Source organism: Actinoplanes italicus, assembly GCF_003001815.1.
GTDB lineage: Bacteria > Actinomycetota > Actinomycetes > Mycobacteriales > Micromonosporaceae > Actinoplanes > Actinoplanes italicus.
Window position 1 is genome coordinate 44,785 of sequence record NZ_PVMZ01000009.1, and the last position, 21,358, is coordinate 66,142.

The following is a 21,358-nucleotide window of genomic DNA, read 5'->3' on the forward strand; positions in this document are numbered from 1 at the left end:
CCGGGGTCATGCGCCGGGGCGTGGGCCGAACGAGGCGAGGACGACGGTGAACCGGGTCAGCTGGGCGGCCCAGGCGTCGCGGGCGGCGCGCCACTCGATCACGTAGGAGCGGCCGCCGCTGCTGGTCACCCGGCGCAGCCCGCGCATGGCGGTGCCGTCGGAGTCTTTGAACGTGAACTCCCACACGGCCGACCGCTCCGGCAGCGCCTCGATCCGCAGGCGCTTGTAGTCGTCGAAACCGGCCTCCAGCTCCGCCTCCTGCAGGGCGGCCACCACGTCGTCCGGCGCCCCGGGCAGCGGGGTGATCGCGAGCATCGCCCGGTCACGTCCGGCCCGGAACGTCAGGCCTCCGGTGGACACGTCCCGGCGCCAGCCGACCGGCACTGCCACGCGGTACCCGCCCGGCTCGGTCCACCAGGTGAAGCCGGTCGGCAGCGCGGTGTCCTTGATCCCACCGGTCGGCAGCGTGGTGTCCTTGGGTTTACCGGCCGGTGAGGCGGACGCCGCCGTGGACGGCGACGCGTAGGACGTACCCGCGCGGGTCTCGCCCTCCGCCGTTGCCGCGACCATGGTGAGCGTCGTGGCGACCGCGGCCGCCGCGGCGATCGACGGGATCCGGCGCAGAGCCGCCGACCGTGGCCGGCGAACCGCGTCGACGATGCCCCGCAGAGCCGCCTCCGCCTCGGCCGCGGTCATGCGGTCCGCGGGATCGCGGCGCAGGAGCCCGGCCAGCACCGGAGTCAGCGGGCCGGACCGTCGCGGCGCCTCCGGCTTCGCCTCACCGACCGCACGCAGCACCTCGGCCGTGGTGGCCCGCTGGAATGGCGGCCGGCCCTCGACGGCGTGATAGAGCGTCGCACCGAGTGACCAGAGGTCGGACCGCCCGTCGGTGACGTGGTCGAAGATCCGTTCCGGGGCGATGTACTTCGGCGAGCCGAGGATGATGCCGGCGTCGGCCAGGGTGCGGATCCCGTTCGGCGTGACCGTCGGGCTGAAGTCGGTGAGCACCGACCGGCCGTCCGCGGCGATCAGCACGTTGCCCGGTTTGACGTCGAGGTGCAGCACCCCGGCCCGGCCGGCGCCCGCCAGCGCCGCCAGCAGGTCCAGCCCGATGCGGGCCACCCGGGCCGGGGGCAGCGAGCCGGACTCCGCGATCAGCTGCTGCAGCGAACGGGAGGGCAGATATTCCATGACCAGCCACGGCCCGTCCCACGCGGGCAGGACGTCCAGAGCGCGGATTACGTTGGGGTGGCGCACCCGCGCGGCGGCGACCGCCTCCGGCAGCACCCAGTCGCGGATCAGCTCATGCTGGCCGCGGGTCAGCCCCTGCGGAATGACGCAGTGCTTGACCACCACCCAGCCCGGACGGGTCTCGCTGTCGCCCGCCTCCTCGTCGGAAGCCAGCCAGACCCGGCTCGTCCGACCGGAGACGAGCGGCCGGACAAGCCGATAGCGCCCCCCGACGACCTCTCCTACCGCGGCCATGCCGTCACCCCGTGTTTTGAAGCTGTTCACGCTGCTCAGATCCACAGTAGACATTACCCTGAGCGCACTACCGCGCAGTGCCGTTGTCACTCTCAGCGTGCATGTGACTATCCACTGTGACCAGCCCCGAGACTGTCGCTTCCGCGACGCAGCGCGCGACGCGCCGCAGTTTCCCCACGATCCGGGTCTAAGGGCGAAGCGGGCCAACCGCACCGTTCCGAACGGTGTCATCGCAGACGGGAACGGGTCACCGGCGTCGCCGGTGACCCGTTCCCGTGGCGGTTCGTGTCAGCGGAGCGGGACGTCCACGTAGGAGCCGCCCGTGATGGTGATGGAGTCGCCGGAGGCGTTCTCGTCGTAGTAGAGCGGGTCGACCGTGTCCACGACGAGGGTGAGGGAGTGGCCGGCCGGCAGGTCGTAGGCGGTGGCCGGGAATTTCAGGTCGACGCCGCGGCTGCCGGAGCCGCTGAGCCAGCTCACCGGGGCGTGAGTGATGAGCTTGGCGTTGCCGATCGCGTCCAGGTCGTAGAGGTAGGCGACGACGGTGCCGGTCGGCTCGGTGCCGGTCAGTTCCAGGTGCGCCTTCGGGATGCCGCGGATCCGCTGGACCGAGGACGGCCGTTCGGCGGCCCAGACTCCGGCCCGGCCGCGGTCCACGAACGGCAGCCAGATCTTCGGCTGTTCGCCGGTGATCGCCGCGGCGCCGTTGGTGATCAGTACGACTCCGCCGCTCGCGACGGTGTCCCGGTCGGCGGGCAGGGTCTTGGTCCAGCCGCTGCTGACGGAGCCGCCGAGCAGTCCGGTGCCGTCCAGGGCCCTGATCCGGCCCAGCCCGTACCGGGTGGTCGACGAGGACTGTGCCGACCAGGCCGGATACGACTCGGCGGAGGCGTTCAGCGGTTTGAGGTAGATCGGGTTCGCGGAGGTCGTACCGCCGGCGAGATGGGTGTCCAACCAGGAGTAGAGGCTCGTCCACACCTCGTTGGGCAGGCCGAGCACACCGGTCAGCTCGGCGATCGCGTGATCGCCGGGGCGCAGTTCGAGGCGCTTCGGGGTGGTCAGCTTCCCGTAGAAGTCGACCAGCTGGTTCGGCGGGAAGAACGTGTCGCCCCAGCCGTTGGCGATCAGCACGGCGGGGTTGTTCGCGTTGATCCGGTCGAGGTAGGTGGCGGCCGAGCGTACCTTCGCCCAGGCCATCACCCCGGCCACGTCGGTGCCGGAGTTGAAGTCGGCCATGTTGCCGGTCAGCTCGGCGCTCGGCTTGCCGACGATCTGCGCGGCGAGTTCGAGCAGGCCGGCCGACTGGCGGTGCCGGGTCTGGTCGGCGTAGAGCGAGTAGACCAGGTCGGTCCAGCCACTGAGCACACCCACCACGCGGATCCGGCTGTCGAACGCCGAGCCGAGCAGGCTGATGCCGGCGCCGTACGAGATGCCGGCCGCCCCGATCCGTGCCGGGTCGGTGGCCGTGTTCGCGATGGTCCAGTCCACGACCTTGCTCAGGTCGGCCATGTCCTTCGGGCCGGCGGTGTCGATCTGCCCGCCGGACAGCCACCAGCCGCGCGGCGTGTACGAGACCACGACGTACCCGCGCCCGGCGAGGATCTTGGCCTGGGCGAGGTATTCCAGATCGTTGAGTCCCCAGCTCGACGGGAGGATCACGGCCGGGTGCCGCCCGCTCGCTGCGGGCGCGATGACGTTGGCCTTGAGGGCGACTCCGCCGTCACCCGTGATCTCGACGGCCTTGAACCCGGTCGTGCCGGCGGCGGCCCGGGCCGGCGAGGTCGTGAGTGTGACCGCCACCAGGACGGCGACGGTGAACATTGTGAACAGACGGCGAAGCGCCATCAACACTCCTCGATGGAGGTGAGCGAACGTGGCGGCAGCGTAGGAAGCGGTTCCGAGAATTTGAAGATGGTGACATTCTCGTTACCAGCGAGTAACGTAACTCGTCGGTAGCAAGGGGGTGCAGGTGCTTTACGGAACCCCGGCAGCGCGTCGACGTGACGCCCAACGCAACCGCGCGGCCATCCTGGAAGCCGCCAGCGAGGTGCTGGCCGAGGACGGTGCCGTCGCGCTGATGCCCGAGATCGCCCGCCGCGCCGGCATCGGGCAGGCCACCCTCTACCGCCATTTCGCCGATCGGCACGCCCTCACCACCGCGGTGCTCGGCTACCAGCTGGATCTCCTGGAGACCCGGGTGGCCGCCCACGCCGGGCACCCGGCCGGCTTTCGTGACCTGCTGCGCGAGACCCTGCACTCCCAGATCGAGCTGCGCGGTCTGGTCAAGCTGGTGCGCCGCTTCGACAACGCGCTGCAGGAGCGCTACCGGCAGCGGGTGATCGCCGCCTTCGCCGGGCCGATGCGGGCCGCCCGCGACCACGGGTACGTCCGCGCCGACCTGGTTCCCGAGGACCTGTCCCTGCTGTTCACGATGGTTCAGGGCGTCGCCGAGGCGACCGGGGACGTGGAGGCCGCCCGCGCCGCCGCCGACCGTTCCGTCGATCTCGTGCTGGAGGGCGTGTTCCAGCCGGATCCGGGCCTCGTCTCAGATGGTCCCTGACTCTGCCGATCAGCACCCAGGTCGTTGAGTGACAGGGTGGTGTCGCGGTGCGGAGTCCCGAGATCGATCAACTCGACGCGTCCGAGCGTGCGGAGCTGGAGTTGCTGCGGCAGGTCATCTCGACCGGGCCGACCGGGTTCGTCGCGATCGACGCCGACGGCGTCATCCGGACCTGGAACGACTCCGCGGCCGGTCTGCTCGGCTGGGCCGCCGACGAGATCGTCGGCCGCCCGCTCGCCGAGACGCTGATCCCGTCCGAGCTGCGGGAGGCGCACGAGGCCGGGATGTCCCGGTTCCTCAGCACCGGCGGGGCCAAGGTGATCGGACGGCCGATCACGCTGCCCGCCCTGCACCGCGACGGCCGCCGGGTCGAGCTCGAGTTCACGATCTGGCCGTCCTGGGTCGGCACCGAACGGCAGTTCTACGCGTTCCTGCGCGACATCTCCGAGCGCCGGGCGGCCGAAGCCCGTCTCCATCAGCAGGCCGCCCTGCTCGAACTGATCCCGGCCGCGGTGATCGTCCACCGTCTCGACGGCACCATCCTGTGGTGGAACAGTGGCGCCCAGCGCCTCTACGGCTGGTCCGCCGACGCGGCCCGCGGACGGCGTACGCACCGGCTGTGCAACACCACCTTCGAGGACGGCGGCTCGGTCGCGGAACAGCGGGCCGCCCTGGAGCGCGACGGGCACTGGGAAGGCCAGATGCGGCGCCTCACCGCGACCGGCAGGTTCGTCACCGTGCTCTGCCGGCAGGTCGTCTACGCGCCCGTGCATCCCTCCGGAGGCGAGCCCGAGGTGCTGGAGATCAACACCGACGTGACCGCGGCCCGCGCCGCCGAGCAGGCCCTCACCCTCAACGAGCAGCGATTCCGGGCCCAGTTCACGCATTCCGCGGTGGGGCAGCTGATCCGCGCCCTGGACGGTTCGCTGATCGCGGTGAACAAGGCGTTCGCCGGCATGCTCGGCCGCCGGTCGGAGGACCTGGTCGGACGGGTGGTGGACGCCGACCTGGTGCATCCCGACGACATGGCCTACGGCCAGCACCAGGTCGCCGGGCTCTATGCCGGTGAGGCCACCTCCTACACGCACGAGATCCGGTTGCGGCACGCCGACGGTCACTGGGTGGATGCCGAGGCCACGGTCTCGCTGGTGCGGGACTCCCAGGACCGGCCCAAGCACCTGATCGTGGTGGCCACCGACATCTCGCAGCGCCGGATCGCCGAACATGCCCGCGACCAGGCGGCCGCCGCCCTGGCCGAGCGCAACACCGCCCTCGAGGTCGCGAACCACCTGAAACTCGACATCATCGGGATGCTCGGGCACGAGATCAGCAACCCGTTGTCGGCCATCCTCGGCTACACCGACCTGCTCGCCGACGAACTCGGCGAGGACCACTCGGCGGCCGGGCCGATCGCCGTGATCAGCCGGCAGGCCCAGCGCCTCGACGAGATCGTCCGCGAGGTGCTGTCCATGGTCAGCATCGACGCCGGCGACCTGTCGGCGGTCCGCGGTGAGGTGCGGCTGCGGGCGGAGATCGCCAAGGCGCTGGAGAGCACCGGCAATGCCGGCGTGCCGGTGACCGGCCCGGACGTCACGGTCTGCTTCAACCCGAGCCACCTTCAGCAGATCATGGTCAACCTGCTCTCCAACGCCGGCAGGTACGCCGGCGGCGCGACCGCGATCCGCATCGTCGACGCCGGTGGCGGCCGGGTGCGGCTGCGGGTCGAGGACCGGGGGCCCGGCGTGCCGGAGGAGTTCCGGCCGCGCCTGTTCGACCGGCTCACCCGTGCCGAACGTGACTCCGGCCGGGTGCGCGGCACCGGCCTGGGTCTCTACATCGTCCAGGCCCTGGCTCAGGCCAACCACGGTGAGGTACGGCACGAGCCGAACCCCTCCGGCGGATCGGTCTTCGTCCTCGACGCCGAGGCGGCCTGAACCAGCTGACGCGGCCTGAACCAGGCGAGCGGCTGAACCGGGCGGCTGCTCGTGGTGGGAACACGACGGTCTCCGAACACGACCGTCCAGCCCTCGCGCCGGCCCCGCGTGACCGTCTCGGCCTCGGGTGCTGGGCCTGGCGGGTTGACGAGCGCCGCGCGCCGGACGAAAAGATCGAGGAAATCGCCGAGATCGTTTTCCGGGCCCGGTGCTGCGGTCGGCACCGGACGCATCTTCCGACGGTTCGAAAAGGCTTCCGCGGATGTAGTCGATCGCCGCGCCACCGGCCCTGCTCTCGATCTCGGTAAAACCGTCCGAGAGCCGGCCCCATCCGGTGTCAATTACGGTTTCCGGAATTGTTCTCGTCAATTACCGGGCAGCGTGGAATCCGGGAGATGTGATCTCCGACTCGCGTCACGCTTGCGGCGGTGTCGTCCTGGGCAATCTCTCAGCAAGCCTGGGTAGCCTGGGACCTTCGTCTCTTAGTGAAGGAGTTGATGTCCGCCGTGGGCGGATACGGCTGGCAAGTTGTCCTGGTCGTGGTGCTGGTGCTGCTCAACGCGGCGTTCTCGGGAAGCGAGATGGCTCTCATCTCGCTGCGGGAGAGCCAGTTGCAGCGTCTCGAGCGGCAGTCCCGCACCGGAAGGACCCTCGCCAAGCTGGCGCGGGACCCCAACCGGTTCCTCGCAACCATTCAGATCGGCATCACCCTGGCGGGCTTCCTCGCCTCGGCTGCCGCGGCGGTGTCACTGGCACAGCCGCTGATCGAACCTCTCGGCTTCCTCGGCGACGCCGCGAGACCGGTCTCCATCTTCCTCGTCACCCTCGTCCTGACCTTCTTCACCCTGGTCGTCGGCGAGCTGGCGCCCAAGCGCATCGCCATGCAGCGGGCCGAGGGCTGGGCCATGCTGGTCGCCCGCCCGCTCGACGTGCTGGCCACCCTGTCGCGCCCGGTCGTCTGGCTGCTCGGCAAGTCCACCGACCTGGTTGTGCGCCTGACCGGCGGTGACCCGGACGCCGGTCGTGAGGAGGTGAGCACCGAGGAGATCCGCGACATGGTCGCCCAGCAGCAGGACTTCACCGCCGAGCAGCGCACCATCATCAGCGGCGCCTTCGAGATCGCCGACCGGATCCTGCGCGAGATCCTCATCCCGCGCCGTGACGTGCTGATCCTCCCGGCCGACCTGCCCGCCCCCGAGGCGCTGGCCCGGCTCGTCGAGGGCGGCCACTCGCGCGCCCCGGTGACCGGCCCGATGGGCCTGGACGACGTGCTCGGTGTCGTGCACCTGCGTGACCTGATCACCGCCGAGGGCCTGGTCCGTGACCACATGTTCACCCCGCTGTTCCTGCCCGAGACGCTGAAGGTGTCCGACGCCATGCGCCAGCTGCGTGGCCAGCGCCAGCAGTTCGCCCTGGTCGTCGACGAGCGCGGGGCCATCGACGGCATCGTCACCATGGAGGACCTGGTCGAGGAGGTCGTCGGCGAGATCTACGACGAGAGCGACCGGGACGTGCAGTCGGTGATCCACGAGGACGACGGGGCGATGCTGCTGCCCGGCACCTTCCCGATCCACGACCTGCCGGACATTGGCGTCGACATCGAGGAGACCGACGCCGGCGACTACACGACGGTGGCCGGTCTGGTGCTGGCCCGTCTCGGCCACATCCCGACCGTCACCGGCGAGACCGTTGCCATCGACGGGCACACCGCCGAGGTCGTCGAGATCACCGGCCGGGCGATCACGAAACTGCGCCTGCGGCCTCTGCCCGACCACGCCACCGAGGAGGCGGCGGTCTGAGCATGATCATCGCGCTGATTCTGCTCGGCGCGGTGCTCGGGTTCGCGGTGGTACGTCCACGCGGACTCCCGGAAGCCACGGCCGCGGTGCCCGCCGCACTGCTGGCCGTGGCGTCCGGCCTGGTCACGCCGGCAGGTGCGGTCGGCGAGATCCGGGAGCTCGCGCCCACCGTCGCCTTCCTGGCCGCGATCCTGGTGCTCGCGTTCACGGCGGAACGGCACGGCGTCTTCGGCTACCTCGGCGCGCTCGTCGCGCGGTCCGGCCGGGGCCGCCCGCGCCGCCTGCTCGGCGCGGTCTTCGGTGCGGCCGCGGTGACCACCGCGGTGCTCAGCCTGGACGCCACCGTCGTCCTGCTGACCCCGGTGGTCTTCGCGGTCGCGGCGCGGGCCGGTGTCGGCCACCGTCCGCACTCCTACGCGTGCAACCACCTGGCCAACTCGGCGTCGCTGCTGCTGCCGGTCTCCAATCTCACCAACCTGCTCGCCTTCACGGCGAGCGGGCTGACCTTCGCCGGGTTCGCGGCGCTGATGGCCGCGCCCTGGCTGGCGGTCATCCTGGTCGAGTTCCTGATCTTCCAGTTCTTCTTCGCGACGGATCTGGCCCGGCCCGGTGACGCGACGGATCTGGCCCGGCTCGGGAACACGGCCGCCGACGGACCCACGGTGGCTCCCCGCTATGCCCTCGCGGTGCTGGCCGTCACTCTGGCCGGGTTCGCGGGGCTCCAGCCGTTCGGCGTCGAGCCCGCCTGGGTCGCCGGCCTGGGTGCGATCGCGCTGGCCGTACCGCTGCTCAAGAACCGGGAGATCCGCCCCGGTGAGCTGATCGCCCGGGCCGACCCCGCGTTCTGTGCCTTCGTCCTGTCCCTCGGCGTCGTGGTGCTGGCGGTCCGGGTCAACGGGCTCGGCGACCACATCGAGACACTCCTGCCGCAGCACGCCGACCTGCTCGGACTTCTCGGCGCGGCGGTCCTGGCCGCGGTGCTCGCGAACCTGCTCAACAACCTTCCGGCCACGCTGGTGCTGCTGCCGGCGGTCGCCGACTCGCCGGGACTGCTGCTGGCGGTGCTGATCGGTGTCAACGTAGGACCCAACCTGACGTACGCGGGTTCGCTGGCGACCCTGCTGTGGCGGCGCATCCTGCACGCGCGGGACGCGGCGCCGCGTACATCGGAATTCTTGAAGCTCGGCGCCGTGACCGTCCCGCTGAGCCTCCTGGCCGGTGTGACCGCGTTGTGGGCGGGGCTCCACCTGGCATGATCGGCGGAGATCCGGCACGCCCACCCCGACGAGACCCCGGAGGACCCGTGTGACTCGTGTCCTGGTGGTCGACGACGATCCGCAGATCGTCCGCGCACTGCGGATCAACCTCAAGGCCCGCGGGTACGACGTCGACGTCGCGGGGGACGGCGCGGCGGCCCTGCGCGCGGCCGCCGACCACCATCCCGACCTGGTGGTGCTGGACCTCGGCCTCCCGGACATGGAGGGCGCCGAGGTGATCTCCGGCCTGCGCGGCTGGACGTCGGTGCCGATCATCGTGCTCTCCGGCCGGGCAGGCAGCTCGGACAAGGTGGACGCGCTGGACGCGGGTGCCGACGACTACGTGACCAAGCCGTTCGGGGTGGACGAGCTGCTGGCCCGGATCCGCGCGGTCACCCGGCGCGGCCGGCCGGGTGAGCCCGAGGCGCGGGTGGTCCGGATCGGTGACCTGGAGGTCGACCTGGCGGAGCACACGATCAGCGGGGACGTGCGGCTCACCCCGACCGAGTGGCAGTTGCTCGAGCATCTGCTGCGTCATCCGGGCAGACTGATCACCCAGCGGGAGCTGCTGCACGATGTATGGGGCCCGCAGTACCGGAACGAGACCAACTATCTGCGTCAGTACATGGCACGGTTGCGGCGCAAACTTGAGGCCGACCCTGCCCGGCCGCGCCATCTGCTGACCGAACCGGGGATGGGATACAGGTTCCGCCCATGATCGCTGACTTGACGGGTAGCCGGCCCCCCATGCGCCTCGGAGTGCTCGACGTCGGTTCCAACACGGTCAACCTGGTGATCGCGGAGGCCGACTCCGGCCTGCCGCTGCCGGTGCACACCTGGGAGCAGCGTCCCCGGCTCGCGCACCGGCTGCCGGCCGACGGGACGATCGGGCCGGCGGCGCTCCAGCGCATGATCGGCTCCGTGCGGGGCGCGGTCGTCGAGTCCCGGCTCGCCGGCGTGAACCGGATGTTCGCCTACACCACCGCGGTGGTCCGCGACGCACCCAACCGCGAGGAGGTGCTGACCGCGGTCTCGTCGGCCACGGGCGTACGCCTGGGCACGCTCACCGGCATCGAGGACGCCCGCCTCACGTTCCTGGCGGCGCGGCGCTGGCTGGGCTGGCAGGCCGGTCCGATGCTGATGGTCGACATCGGCGGCGGCTGTCTGGAGGTCGCGTTCGGCCGGGACCGGCTGCCCGAGTCGGCGATGTCGCTGCCACTCGGTGCGGGCCGGCTCACCCGCGAGTTCCTGGCCGACGGCGACCCGCCCTCGCCACGCGCCGTCCGGCGGCTGCGCCGGCACGTGCGCGAGCGGTTCGCCGAGGTCGCCGCCCGCACCTCCTGGGAGGCTCCGCGCACGTCGGTGGCCGCCTCCAAGACCTTCCAGCAGCTGGCCAGGCTGACCGGCGCCCCGCCGCTGAGGCTCGGGCCGTTCGTGCCGCGGGAGTTGCGCGCTTCCGCGCTGCGCCCGTGGATCAAGCGGCTGGCCGTGATGCCCAGCCCGAAGAGGACCCGGCTGCCCGGGGTGTCGCCGCACCGGGCGCGGCAGATCCTGGCCGGCGCCATCGTCGCGTACGAGGTGATGCGCCGCCTCGGCGTCGAGTCGCTGATCATCTGCCCGTGGGGCCTGCGGGAGGGCATCCTGCTGCGGGAACTGGAGGCCCGGCAGCCGCCGCTGGTCAACGCCGCCTGGGTGCCCTGGGACTGATCGTCTGCTAATCAAGCCCGCACATGCGCCGATGGTGGAGTTGACGTGCCCCGCCTCGGTTAAGGAGAACCCCCATGCGGCTTTTCGGTTCCCGGGCGGCCGGTCCCGAGGCGGAGCGCCCGACCCCGCGTGAGGTGGAGGCGCTGGAGCAGCTGGTGCTGGCTCTCGACGCGGCCACCGACGAGGACAGTGCCTGGCGGATCACCGTGGAGAGCACGGTCAAGTTCCACAAGTTCGGGTACGGCGCGGTCTGGGTGCCGGACGGCGGCGGCCGGATGCGGGTGCTGCACGAGTGCGGTGAGCTGCGGGCACAGCTGGCCGCCGTGGCCGAGGCCGAGCTGGTTGCGCGGGCCTTCCGCAGCCGGACCGCGGTGTTCGAGGAGGATCCGGAGAGCACTACCGGCTGCCGCCGCTGGCAGGCCGCTGCCCGGGCCGGCATGGTCGCGGCGGTCGTGCTGCCGGTGCACAAGGGCACCGAGGTGCTCGCGGTGTTCGAGTACTACTCGCCGGCGCCGGTCTACGCCGACAGTTCCCGGCAGGAGAAGTTCGCGGCCATCATCCGGGTCGCCGAGCGGGCCCGGACCAGCGCTGTGGCCGCCGCCGAGCTGCGACAGGTGGCCAACGACCGGGAGGCGGTGACCACGGTCGTGAGCCGGGTCGGTGCGGCGTCGGACAGCCAGACCACGATCCGGTCCGCGCTGGACGCGGTGCGGACGGCGTTCGGCTGGGCGTACGGCTCGTACTGGGAGATCGACGCGAACCTGAACGTGCTCAAGTTCCACCTGGAGTCGGGGTCGGCCGGTGACGAGTTCCGCCGGGTCACCCTGGCCGCCGAGTTCGCCGAGGGCGTCGGTCTGTCCGGCCGGGCCTGGCGGGCCAGGGATCTGGTCTTCGTCCGGGACCTCGCGGAGGTCACCGACTGTGTACGGGCACCCGCCGCGCAGCGGGCCGGGGTGCGTTCCGGCGTCTGCTTCCCGATCATGAGCGGCGACCGGATCGTCGGCACCATGGACTTCTTCACCACCGAGTACATCGACCTGTCCGAGTCCCGGGCGGCCGCGCTGCGCAATGTGCAGCAGTTGGTGTCGCAGCGGCTCGACGTGGTGCGCGGCACGGAGCGGGCCTCCGCCAACGCCCGCGACCTGCTCGACACGGTCCAGCGGCTGCGCAGCGCGAGTGACGACGCGACCACGGTCGCCGAGCAGGCGGTGAGCCGGGCCTCGGCGATGACCGCCGAGGTGGCGGCGCTGGGTCAGGCGTCCAACGCGATCGGCGACGTCATCAAGATCATCTCGTCGATCGCCGAGCAGACGAACCTGCTGGCGCTCAACGCGACCATCGAGGCGGCCCGCGCCGGGGAGTCCGGCAAAGGCTTCGCGGTCGTCGCCGGCGAGGTCAAGGAGCTGGCCAGGGAGACCGCCGAGGCGACCCAGAAGGTGGCCGACCAGATCGCCGGCATCCAGGCCAGCGCAGAGACCGTCGCCGCCGGCATCCACACCACGAGCGAGACGATCGGCAGGATGGACGCCGTGCAGGCGCGGATGAACGACGTGCTCGCCGAGCAGGCCGAAATGGCACGTGCGCTACAGGGTTGACCCCTTCCGATCGAACATTCGTCCTAGACTCCCCAGGGTGACGCAGAGCACATCATGATGCGTCTGTATGCCTTTCTCGAGGGGAGTGCACATGAGCGGTGTTCGATTGCTGGTCGGGACCCGGAAGGGACTGTTCATCCTGACCTCGGATGCGTCCCGGCGTGACTGGAAGGTGGACGGCCCGCACTTCGGCGGCTGGGAGATCTACCACGCCAACGGCTCACCGGTGGATCCCGACCGGATCTACGTATCGCAGTCGGGCGGCTGGTTCGGTCAGCTGATACAGCGGTCCGACGACGGCGGGGCGACGTGGCAGCAGGTCGACCACGACTTCGCCTACAGCGGCGAGGTCGGCGACCATCTCTGGTACGACGGCACCCCGCGCCCGTGGGAGTTCAAGCGGATCTGGCACCTGGAGCCGTCGCGCACCGAACTCGACGTCGTCTACGCCGGCGCCGAGGACGCGGCACTGTACAAGAGCACCGACGGCGGGCAGAAGTGGGTGGAGCTGACCGGCCTGCGTACCCACGCGTCGGCCCCGAAGTGGCAGCCCGGCGCCGGGGGCATGTGCCTGCACACGATCATCCTCGACCCGGTCGACCCGGATCGGATCTTCGTGGCCATCTCCGCGGCGGGAGCGTTCCGTACCGATGACGGCGGCGTCACCTGGCAGCCGATCAACCGTGGCCTGCAGAGCGAGGGCATCCCCGATCCGGACGCCGAGGTGGGCCACTGCGTGCACCGCATCGCCCAGCATCCGTCCCGTCCGGACACCCTGTTCATGCAGAAGCACTGGGACGTCATGCGCACCGACGACGCCGGCGACAACTGGCGGGAGATCAGCGGTGACCTGCCGACCGACTTCGGCTTCCCGATCGCGGTGCACGCCCACGAGCCGGAGACGATCTACGTCGTACCGATCACCAGCGACTCGCTGCACTACGTGATGGACGGTAAGTTGCGCGTCTACCGCAGCCGTACCGGCGGCGAGCAGTGGGAGCCGCTGACCGTGGGGCTGCCGCAGGAGCACTGCTACGTCAACGTGCTGCGCGACGCCATGGCGGTGGACACGCTCGACGAGTGCGGCATCTACTTCGGCACCAGCGCCGGTCAGGTGTACGGGTCGGCGGACAGCGGCGACACCTGGAAGGCACTGGTCAGCGACCTGCCGCCGATCTGTTCGGTGGAAGCGCTGGTGCTGCCGTGATCCGCGTAGTCCTCCCACCGCACCTGCGCACGCTCGCGCACGTCACCGGCGAGGTGCGGGTCGAGGTGGCCGGGGAGGTGACCCAGCGGCACGTGCTCGACGCGGTGGAGGAACGGTTCCCGATGCTGCGCGGCACCATGCGCGACCGGGCGACCGGCAAGCGGCGGGCCCTGGTCCGCTTCTTCGCCTGCGAGGAGGACCTCTCCAACGACTCACCGGACGAGCCGCTGCCCGACCGGGTGGTCAAGGGCGAGGAGCCGTTCCTGGTGGTGGGGGCGATGGCCGGGGGCTGAGTTACGTACGGCGGCCGGGCATCGCCCGGCCGCCGCGGATCCGTCTCGTTCGATCAGAACCAGGGGTGGTGCCAGGCGCCACCGAACGGGTGGTGGACGACCGGGACCACCGGGACGGTGGGAACCACCGGAACGACCGGGACGACCGGCGCGACCGCGACGACCGAGACGTCGGTGCAGGTGGCCACCACGTCGACGCACTGCTCGTCGGCGTAGGTCTCGTCGGACATGGCGTTGACCGTCACCTGGTCCTTGACCGTCGTATGCGCCATGCCGTGTTTGGCGGGCTTGGCGGGCTTGGCGGGCTTGGCGGGCTTGGCGGGCTTCACGGCCTTGACCGCCGGCGGCGAGTCGATCGACTTGATCGCCGGGTTCCCCTTGACCGCCGGAACGGACTTGATCGCCGGGACCGACTTGATCGCCGGCGTCGACTTGATCGCCTTGACGCTCGTGACGGTCTTGTCCTTGTCGGCCGGGATCATGGCCTGGGCGTTCCCGGGCGGCTCCTCCACGACCGGCTGCTCCGCGGCCGGCGGCGGAGTGGTGGTCGGAGGCTGCTTCACCGGCTGGTCGACCGGCTTCTGGTAGTCGTAGTCATCGTCGTCCTCGTGGTGGTCCGGCTGGGTGACGACGATCGGCTGCGGAATGAGAACCGGTCTCTGGATCACCAGGGCATAGGGCGTGGCAACCCTCTGTGGCCAGTAGTCACAGTCGTAGTCGTCATCCCAGAGCACCAGGGTCGACGCGTAGGACGTACAGTCGCCGAACGAGCCGTAGTAGCCGGCCACGTGTCCGGGCGGCCACCATCCGGGCCCGGCCATCGCCGGGGTCGCGCCGAAGGCGGCTCCGGCCACGAGACCGGCGCAGACCGTGATCAATCCTCGAGTAGACTTTCGCATGTCTGACCTTTCCGAAATGTCGGCTGTGTCCCGCATAGCTGAGCACGACGTCCGGAAAGGCGGGGTGGAGTTCGCAGGAACCCGATCGAACCGGGTCTTCTCTGGCCCCTAGGGGCCACTCGAACGTGGCTGGAGTCGCCGCGCGAGGCCTGTGGGCCGCCGGGCGGCCTACGATCGGGGGCATGGTGAGGCGCAGTGGCGAGGCGACCCGCCAGGAGATTCGTGCCGCGGCCGCACGTCTGTTCCGGGAGCGAGGTTTCGCGCGGACCTCGGTTCGTGACATCGCTGCTCAAGCGGTGACGAACCCGGCATTGGTGATCCGCCACTTCGGTACCAAGGAACTGCTCTTCCTGGACACCATGCAGTTCACCATCGACGACGAGCCGCTGCTGGACGTACCGCTCGAGCGCTTCGGGGAGCGTTTCGTCGAGGTGCTGCTCTCCGACGACGACATCCGCGGCGTCTATCTGGCGCTGGTGCGCGGCAGTAACGAGGCGCAGATCCGGGCCCGGCTGCAGGCCGTCCACGAGCGCACTTTCGTCGAGCCGGTGCGGGCCCGCCTCGAAGGGCCCGATGCCGATGTACGGGCACGGATCGCGGCCGCGCTGGTCGGCGGTCTGCTCTACGCGCTCTGGGTGGTCGAGGACGAGGGCCTGGTGAAGGCGGACCGCGGCGAGCTGATCGCCCACTACGGCGCGCTGCTCCAGCAGGCCCTCGCGGGTCCTACTGGACCGACCAGCCACCGTCCGACGGCAGCACCACCCCGTTGAGGTTCACGCCGTCGTCGCTCAGCAGGAAGGTGATCGACGCGGCCAGGTGCTCGGCGAGCGCCACCCCCGGGATGAGCTGCAGGAACGGCCCGGTCCGCCCGCGCCCGAACGCCGACTGGTTCGCCGGCGCCATCCCCGTGGCGACACCGCCGGGAGCCACCGCGTTGGTACGGATGCCCTGCTGCCCGTACATGAAGGCGATGTTCTTGGTGATGCCGATGACCGCGTGCTTGGACGCGGTGTAGGCGACGCCGGCCGCGTTGCCCCGCAGCCCGGCCTCGGAGGCGATGTTCACGATCGAGCCCCGGTTTGCCGCCAGCATGGCCGGGACGACCGCGCGGGTCAGGCGGAACAGCCCGTCGACGTTGACCGCGAAGACCTTCTCCCAGACCGCGTCCGAGGTCTCGTGGATCGGGCTGAAGTCGTCGACCACCCCGGCCACGTTGGCGAGCCCGTCGATGCGGTCCCCGGCGGCGGTCACGATCCGGGCCACGTCGCCGGTGTCGGTGATGTCGGCGGTGACCGCGACGAACGATCCGCCCAGCTCGGCCGCGGCCTCCTTGAGCTTGCCGGCGGTGATGTCGACGCCGATCACCCGGCCGCCCTCGCGGACGATGCGCGAGGCGGTGGCCCGGCCGATGCCCGAGGCGGCGCCGGTGACGATCACGGTCCGGCCGTCGAAACGCCCGGCGACGATCCGCTCCCGCCACCCGCCGGTGTCCGTCTCGGCAGGGGCGACCCCGCCGTTGACCCGCAGCACCAGCTCGTCGACCACGGCCTGCGGCACCTTGCCCTGGCTGAGCTCGACCATCTGCTGCAGCGGCAGGCTCCGGATCGGCGCCAGCATCGACGGGTCCGCGCCGCCGGCGGCGAGCAGCTCGCCCAGTGCCGGGCCACCCTCGGGGTGATCCAGCCACTCGCCGATGGAGCTGGCGGCGGTCAACGGCTTGGGGTTCGCCATCTGAGATTCCCTTCGTCGGGGAGGTTCGCCGGGAGTGCGGGGACCGGAAGTGAACTTAGTTTACTTCCGGCCGTGGCGTAACCCGCCGCCTTCACCGGAGGACGCCGGGGCACCGGGGTCCGTTAGGGTCCACTGATGGGATTGCTGGACAGGTTCGCCGGCTCGCCGCGCCGCCGGTTCGCCCAGCTCGCTCTCCGGGTGGCCCGGCGCACCCCGGGCGTCGAGCGCGCCGTCTACGAACCGGACGAGTTCGCCATCGCCATCCACCGGACCGGAGCCGACGGCCCGGCCCACCTCTATCTCGCCAACGTCTTCCGCGAGACCGCCGACGCCACCCCGGCGGAACGCCGGGAACGGCTCGAGAAACTGCTGCGGCTCATGGCGCCGATGCCGGAGGACGATTGGGAGACGGTACGCCCGAAGCTGCGCCCCGTCGTGCGTCCGGTGACGTTCGGCGCGGCCGGCCCGGCGGGGATGCGCCCGCCGCTGTCCCGTCCGGCCATGCCGTTCCTGCGCGAGCTGGTCGTCATCGACGCGCCCGACGCGATGGCCTATGTCCTGCCGGACCGGGCCGACGAGTGGGGCGTCGAGGTCGACGAGGTGTTCGCGGTCGCCCGGGAGAACCTGGCCGCCATCGCTCGTGCCAGCTTCGACCGGGAGTGGCGCGACGGCGCCGCGGTGAGCATGTTCGACGACGGCGACGGCTACTACACCTCGCTGCTGCTGTCGCCCGGCTGGCTGGCCGAGGTGAGCGAACGGATGGGGGGCCCGGCCATCGCCTTCGCCCCGGACAACAACACGCTGCTGGTCGCCCCGCTCCCGGAGGGCGGCCTCGAGCAGATCTACGCGATCGTCGAGCACAGCTTCGGCGAGGCGGTCCGTTACCTGTCGCCGGTCGGTTACGTCGCCGGTCCGCAGGGGCGGGCCGTGCCGTACACCCCGCCGTCCGGCCACCCGCACCACGTCCCGGCCCGCCGCGCCGCCGCGGTCCTGGCCCTCACCGAGTACTCGAACCAGACCGAGTGGCTGTCCGCCCAGTACGCGAAGGCCGGTGTCGAAGTCCACATCGGTAACCTGATCGCCGTCGAACCCGTCGAGGGTGCTCCGGCAGAGACCATCGCCACGTGGACCGACGGGATCGAGTCGCTGCTGCCGAGGGCCGACTCGATCGCCTTCGCCCGTGCGGACTCCGGCGTCGAGTTCCGGGTGCCCTGGCAGATCGCCGAGGAGCACACCGGTCTCGTCGCGGAGCCGCTGCTCGTGCCGGTCCGCTACCGGGTCGTCGGCTGGCCGGGCCCGGAGGTTCTCGCCCTGCTCCGTGAACATCACGTCGACTGAACTTCCTCAACGTGGCGTGGGCTTCGGGCCCGGCGGCGGTCGACGAACCCGGCGGGCTCGGCCCGATGTCAGGTGGGAACCCGATGTCAGGTTGGAAAAGGTTCACCGAGTTTGCCGATACCGCGCGGTGGGGCGCACGCTCGTCAGGAGAGACTGTCCAGCGACGTACGGCCGTGACCCGGGAGGTCGGAATGGCAGCCTTCGACGAGGAGGAGGCCCACCTGCGTGTGGGGCCGCCGGCCGACCATGCGGCCGGACTGGAAGCGGTGCGCCTGAGCCTGGCGAACGCCGTACGCAAGATGGGTGTCAAGAAGACCGCCCGCAACCTGGCCGTGCTGAACCAGCACGACGGCGTCGACTGCATGAGCTGTGCCTGGCCCGACCCGTCCGGCAAACGGCACACCGCCGAGTTCTGTGAGAACGGGGCCAAGGCCGTCGCCTGGGAGGGCCAGCGCGACACCGTCGGCCCGGAGTTCTTCGCCGCCCACCCGATCGCCGACCTGGCCGGGCAGACCGACCACTGGCTGGAGAAACAGGGCCGCCTCACCCACCCGATGGTCCGGCGCGACGGCGGCACCCACTACGAACCGATCTCCTGGGACGACGCGTTCGCGCTGGTCGGCTCGTTCCTGAAAGACCTCGACAGCCCGGACGAGGCGGCCTTCTACACCTCCGGGCGGGCCAGCAACGAGGCCGCGTTCGTCTACCAGCTGCTGGCCCGGGCGTTCGGCACCAACAACCTGCCGGACTGCTCCAACATGTGCCACGAGTCGACCGGCACGGCGCTGATGCGCACCATCGGCATCGGCAAGGGCTCGGTCACCCTGGAAGACCTGCACTCCGCCGATCTGATCGTGGTCTCCGGGCAGAACCCGGGCACCAACCACCCGCGCATGCTGACCGCCCTGGAGATCGCCAAGCGGGACGGCGCCAAGATCCTGGCGATCAACCCGCTGCCGGAGGCGGGGCTGATCCGCTTCGACAACCCGCAGAACGTCCGCGGCCTGGCCGGGCGCGGCACCCCGCTGGCCGACCGCCTGCTGCGCATCCGCTCCAACGGCGACCTGGCGCTGTGGCAGGCCCTCGGGCATCTGCTGCTGGCCCGCGGCGTGGCCGACAAGGAGTTCATCGCGTCGTCCACCGTCGGGTTCGACGAGTGGGCCGAGCACGTCGCCGGCATCGACCGCGACCAGGTACTCGCTGCCACCGGCCTGAGCTGGGAGGAGATCGAGGCCGCCGCCGACATGCTGGCCTCGTCGCAACGGATCGTGCACTGCTGGGCGATGGGTATCACCCAGCACCGCAACGCCGTCGCCACGATCAAGGAGTTCGTCAACGTCGCCTTGCTCCAGGGCATGATCGGCAAGCCGGGCGCGGGCCTGTGCCCGGTGCGCGGCCACTCCAACGTGCAGGGCGACCGGAGCATGGGCATCTGGGAGAGGCCGCCGGCCGCCTTCCTGGACCGGCTGCGCGACGAGTTCGGGTTCGAGCCGCCCCGCGAGCACGGCCACGACGCGGCCGACACGGTCCGGGCCTTCCGCGACGGGCGGGCCAGGGTGTTCGTGGCGCTCGGCGGCAACTTCGTCAGTGCCATGTCCGACACCGAGGTGACCGCCGCGGCGATGCGCAACGCGGCGCTGACCGTGCAGATCTCCACCAAACTCAACCGCAGTCACGTCGAGGCCGGGCGGACCGCGCTGATCCTGCCCACCCTGGGCCGCACCGAACAGGACCTGACCGGCGGCCGGGTCCAGCGGGTCACCGTCGAGGACTCGATGTCGGCGGTGCACGCCTCCCGCGGGCGCTCCGAACCGGTGGGCCCGCTGCTGCGGTCCGAGGTCGACATCGTCTGCGGGATCGCGGCCGCTGCCCTCGGCGACACCCACGGCATCCCGTGGGCCGGGTTCGCCGGCGACTACGAGGAGATCCGGGAACGGATCGGCCGGGTCGTGCCGGGCTGCGACGACTACGCCGCGAAGATCCGGGGCGGCGGGTTCACCATGCCGCATCCGCCGCGCGACTCCCGTACGTTCCCCACACGCGAGGGCCGGGCCGTGTTCACGGTCAGCCCGCTCGAGGTGATGACCGTGCCGGAGGGGCGGCTGATCCTGCAGACCGTGCGCAGCCACGACCAGTTCAACACCACGATCTACGGGCTCGACGACCGCTACCGCGGCATTCGCTCCGGCCGCCGGGTCGTGTTCATCAGCGCGGCCGACCTGGCGGAGCTCGGCTTCGCCGACGGCGACATGGTCGACCTGGTGTCGGAGTGGACAGACGGCGTCGAGCGCCGGGCGCCGCGGTTCCGCCTGGTCGAGTACGACACGCCGAAGGGCTGCGTGGCCGCGTACTACCCGGAGACGAATCCGCTGGTGCCGCTCGACTCGCAGGCCGAGGAGAGCGGCACCCCCACCTCCAAGTGGGTCCAGATCCGCCTGGAACGCTGATTTTTCCGGCTGTGCCTCACCGCTGTCTCAGCGCCGCTGAGACAGCGGTGAGGCACAGCCGGTCACAGGGTGCCGTCGTGGGCGGTGCTCTCGAAGACCGCGGCCAGCGTCTCGACGCCGCCGCCCCAGGCGGCGGCGAGCACGGCCGCGACCACGGTCGCGGCCCGCAGCGCGTGGTAACCGCCCCGCCCGGCGCCCGCGCGGACCAGGTTGCGGGCCACCGCCCGCGGCAGGGTGCGCCGCAGGTAGTCCTTCTCCGCGCCCAGTTCCTGCTCCTTCGGCAGCAGCCCGGCCATCTGGACCTTGCCCCGGCCCTCGGCATAGCAGCGGCGCATCAGGAACCCGAACGTCGACCGCTCGGCCGGCACCTCGTGGTCGATCGTGGCGTGCGGCACGTACATCCAGCGGCCGCCGGAGGCCGAGCTCATCCGCAGGCACAGCTCGGTGTCCTCGGGACGGTTCTGATCGCCGACCTTGCCGAACCCGGTACGGAACCCGCCGACGGCGAGGAACGCGTCCCGCCGCACGATCATGTTCGCCGACCAGACGTTGCGGATCGGGGCGGTCCGCGTGGGCATGCCGGTGTACGAGACTCCGACCGCCCACAGCAGCTCGTCCGGCATCCACGTCGGCCGGATCCCGGCCCAGGCCGGGACGATGCCGCCGCCGGTGCCGACCACCGCCGGGTCGGCGAACGGCGCCAGCTGCCGGGCGAGCCAGTCCGGGCTGGCCACGGTGTCGTCGTCGAGGAACGCGATGAACGGCGTACGGGTGTGGAACGCCCCGGTGTTGCGGTTCCCCGAGGCGCCGCGTGCGTAGGCGTTCTCCAGAACGGTCACGTCCGGGAAGTCACGGCGTACCCGCTCGGCCATCTCCGGGTTGTGGTCCACCACGACCACGATCTCCGTGGCGGGGTGTGTCTGCAGACGGGCGGAGCCGATCGTACGCGTGAGCGAGTACCACCTTCGCTCACTGTGGGTAGGGATGACGATGCTGACTTCGTTGCTGACGATGGGGTCCAACCGGGTGCTCCTGGTGGCGTCGGCGCATGATGCTGTGGGGGCGCGATGTGCGGGAACGGGTGGGGTCGGCAGTGCTGTCGAACGG

The 21,358-nt window shown here is 71.0% G+C and carries 17 protein-coding genes; 12 read left to right on the forward strand and 5 right to left on the reverse strand.

Annotation, left to right across the window (positions count from 1 at the left end; translation table 11 throughout):
- Window positions 1-6: 6 nt before the first annotated feature.
- Entirely contained in the window at window positions 7-1,485 is a 1,479-nt protein-coding gene (locus tag CLV67_RS22305; RefSeq protein ID WP_170153956.1) for a serine/threonine-protein kinase, read from the reverse strand.
- 288 nt (window positions 1,486-1,773) lie between these two features.
- Window positions 1,774-3,330, reverse strand: a complete 1,557-nt coding sequence (locus tag CLV67_RS22310) for a CocE/NonD family hydrolase (protein WP_106321451.1) — start codon at window positions 3,328-3,330, stop codon at window positions 1,774-1,776.
- A gap of 124 nt (window positions 3,331-3,454) precedes the next feature.
- On the opposite strand from CLV67_RS22310, the gene CLV67_RS22315 reads away from it, so the two are divergent.
- The 9 genes from CLV67_RS22315 (at window position 3,455) to CLV67_RS22360 (ending at window position 13,836) form a co-directional block, all read left to right on the forward strand.
- The gene (locus CLV67_RS22315) at window positions 3,455-4,045 is read left to right on the forward strand and encodes a TetR/AcrR family transcriptional regulator (protein ID WP_106321996.1); all 591 of its coding nucleotides are present in this window, start codon (window positions 3,455-3,457) and stop codon (window positions 4,043-4,045) included.
- A gap of 47 nt (window positions 4,046-4,092) precedes the next feature.
- Window positions 4,093-5,979, forward strand: a complete 1,887-nt coding sequence (locus CLV67_RS22320) for a sensor histidine kinase (protein WP_106321453.1) — start codon at window positions 4,093-4,095, stop codon at window positions 5,977-5,979.
- Between the two features lie 497 nt (window positions 5,980-6,476).
- Window positions 6,477-7,778 carry a hemolysin family protein gene (locus CLV67_RS22330; protein ID WP_106321455.1) on the forward strand — a complete coding sequence of 434 codons (1,302 nt, stop codon included), beginning with the start codon at window positions 6,477-6,479 and terminating at the stop codon, window positions 7,776-7,778.
- Window positions 7,775-9,034: an ArsB/NhaD family transporter gene (locus tag CLV67_RS22335; RefSeq protein WP_203737189.1), complete on the forward strand. Its 1,260-nt coding sequence runs from the start codon at window positions 7,775-7,777 to the stop codon at window positions 9,032-9,034. Before CLV67_RS22330 ends, CLV67_RS22335 begins: the two co-directional genes overlap by 4 nt.
- A 49-nt stretch (window positions 9,035-9,083) precedes the next feature.
- Window positions 9,084-9,752, forward strand: coding sequence for a response regulator (locus CLV67_RS22340; protein ID WP_106321459.1), 669 nt, complete (start codon window positions 9,084-9,086; stop codon window positions 9,750-9,752).
- Window positions 9,749-10,741: a Ppx/GppA family phosphatase gene (locus tag CLV67_RS22345; protein WP_239166434.1), complete on the forward strand. Its 993-nt coding sequence runs from the start codon at window positions 9,749-9,751 to the stop codon at window positions 10,739-10,741. Before CLV67_RS22340 ends, CLV67_RS22345 begins: the two co-directional genes overlap by 4 nt.
- A 74-nt stretch (window positions 10,742-10,815) precedes the next feature.
- The gene (locus CLV67_RS22350; RefSeq protein WP_106321463.1) at window positions 10,816-12,336 is read left to right on the forward strand and encodes a methyl-accepting chemotaxis protein; all 1,521 of its coding nucleotides are present in this window, start codon (window positions 10,816-10,818) and stop codon (window positions 12,334-12,336) included.
- Window positions 12,337-12,427: 91 nt separating this feature from the next.
- Window positions 12,428-13,543 carry a WD40/YVTN/BNR-like repeat-containing protein gene (locus CLV67_RS22355; RefSeq protein WP_106321465.1) on the forward strand — a complete coding sequence of 372 codons (1,116 nt, stop codon included), beginning with the start codon at window positions 12,428-12,430 and terminating at the stop codon, window positions 13,541-13,543.
- A complete protein-coding gene (locus CLV67_RS22360; RefSeq protein ID WP_106321467.1) occupies window positions 13,540-13,836 on the forward strand; it encodes a MoaD/ThiS family protein in 297 nt (98 codons plus the stop codon). The genes CLV67_RS22355 and CLV67_RS22360 overlap by 4 nt, the downstream gene beginning before the upstream one ends.
- 53 nt (window positions 13,837-13,889) lie before the next feature.
- On the opposite strand, the gene CLV67_RS52005 is transcribed toward CLV67_RS22360, so the two are convergent.
- Window positions 13,890-14,735, reverse strand: a complete 846-nt coding sequence (locus CLV67_RS52005) for a hypothetical protein (RefSeq protein WP_170153957.1) — start codon at window positions 14,733-14,735, stop codon at window positions 13,890-13,892.
- A gap of 182 nt (window positions 14,736-14,917) precedes the next feature.
- On the opposite strand from CLV67_RS52005, the gene CLV67_RS22375 reads away from it, so the two are divergent.
- Window positions 14,918-15,505 carry a TetR/AcrR family transcriptional regulator gene (locus tag CLV67_RS22375; RefSeq protein ID WP_106321469.1) on the forward strand — a complete coding sequence of 196 codons (588 nt, stop codon included), beginning with the start codon at window positions 14,918-14,920 and terminating at the stop codon, window positions 15,503-15,505.
- On the opposite strand, the gene CLV67_RS22380 is transcribed toward CLV67_RS22375, so the two are convergent.
- Complete coding sequence (locus CLV67_RS22380) at window positions 15,459-16,466, reverse strand: SDR family NAD(P)-dependent oxidoreductase (protein WP_106321471.1); 1,008 nt, start codon at window positions 16,464-16,466, stop codon at window positions 15,459-15,461. The genes CLV67_RS22375 and CLV67_RS22380 overlap by 47 nt on opposite strands.
- Before the next feature lie 135 nt (window positions 16,467-16,601).
- Between CLV67_RS22380 and CLV67_RS22385 the strand changes: the two genes are divergently transcribed.
- On the forward strand, window positions 16,602-17,804 hold the full coding sequence (locus CLV67_RS22385) for a DUF1444 domain-containing protein (RefSeq protein ID WP_106321473.1): 1,203 nt from the start codon (window positions 16,602-16,604) through the stop codon (window positions 17,802-17,804).
- A gap of 191 nt (window positions 17,805-17,995) precedes the next feature.
- Window positions 17,996-20,251, forward strand: a complete 2,256-nt coding sequence (locus CLV67_RS22390) for an FdhF/YdeP family oxidoreductase (RefSeq protein ID WP_106321475.1) — start codon at window positions 17,996-17,998, stop codon at window positions 20,249-20,251.
- A gap of 62 nt (window positions 20,252-20,313) precedes the next feature.
- Here the strand turns inward: CLV67_RS22390 and CLV67_RS22395 are convergent, their stop codons facing one another.
- Window positions 20,314-21,273: a glycosyltransferase family 2 protein gene (locus tag CLV67_RS22395; protein WP_170153958.1), complete on the reverse strand. Its 960-nt coding sequence runs from the start codon at window positions 21,271-21,273 to the stop codon at window positions 20,314-20,316.
- Window positions 21,274-21,358: the final 85 nt, after the last annotated feature.

Bases quoted from the DNA above. Each gene is read 5' to 3' on its own strand.
- CLV67_RS22375 (WP_106321469.1), top strand. From the start codon at position 14,918: ATGGTGAGGCGCAGTGGCGAGGCGACCCGCCAGGAGATTCGTGCCGCG.
- CLV67_RS22390 (WP_106321475.1), top strand. From the start codon at position 17,996: ATGGCAGCCTTCGACGAGGAGGAGGCCCACCTGCGTGTGGGGCCGCCG.
- CLV67_RS22310 (WP_106321451.1), bottom strand. From the start codon at position 3,330: ATGGCGCTTCGCCGTCTGTTCACAATGTTCACCGTCGCCGTCCTGGTG.
- CLV67_RS22330 (WP_106321455.1), top strand. From the start codon at position 6,477: ATGTCCGCCGTGGGCGGATACGGCTGGCAAGTTGTCCTGGTCGTGGTG.
- CLV67_RS22380 (WP_106321471.1), bottom strand. From the start codon at position 16,466: ATGGCGAACCCCAAGCCGTTGACCGCCGCCAGCTCCATCGGCGAGTGG.
- CLV67_RS22385 (WP_106321473.1), top strand. From the start codon at position 16,602: ATGGGATTGCTGGACAGGTTCGCCGGCTCGCCGCGCCGCCGGTTCGCC.
- CLV67_RS22350 (WP_106321463.1), top strand. From the start codon at position 10,816: ATGCGGCTTTTCGGTTCCCGGGCGGCCGGTCCCGAGGCGGAGCGCCCG.
- CLV67_RS22345 (WP_239166434.1), top strand. From the start codon at position 9,749: ATGATCGCTGACTTGACGGGTAGCCGGCCCCCCATGCGCCTCGGAGTG.
- CLV67_RS22305 (WP_170153956.1), bottom strand. From the start codon at position 1,485: ATGGCCGCGGTAGGAGAGGTCGTCGGGGGGCGCTATCGGCTTGTCCGG.
- CLV67_RS22355 (WP_106321465.1), top strand. From the start codon at position 12,428: ATGAGCGGTGTTCGATTGCTGGTCGGGACCCGGAAGGGACTGTTCATC.
- CLV67_RS52005 (WP_170153957.1), bottom strand. From the start codon at position 14,735: ATGCGAAAGTCTACTCGAGGATTGATCACGGTCTGCGCCGGTCTCGTG.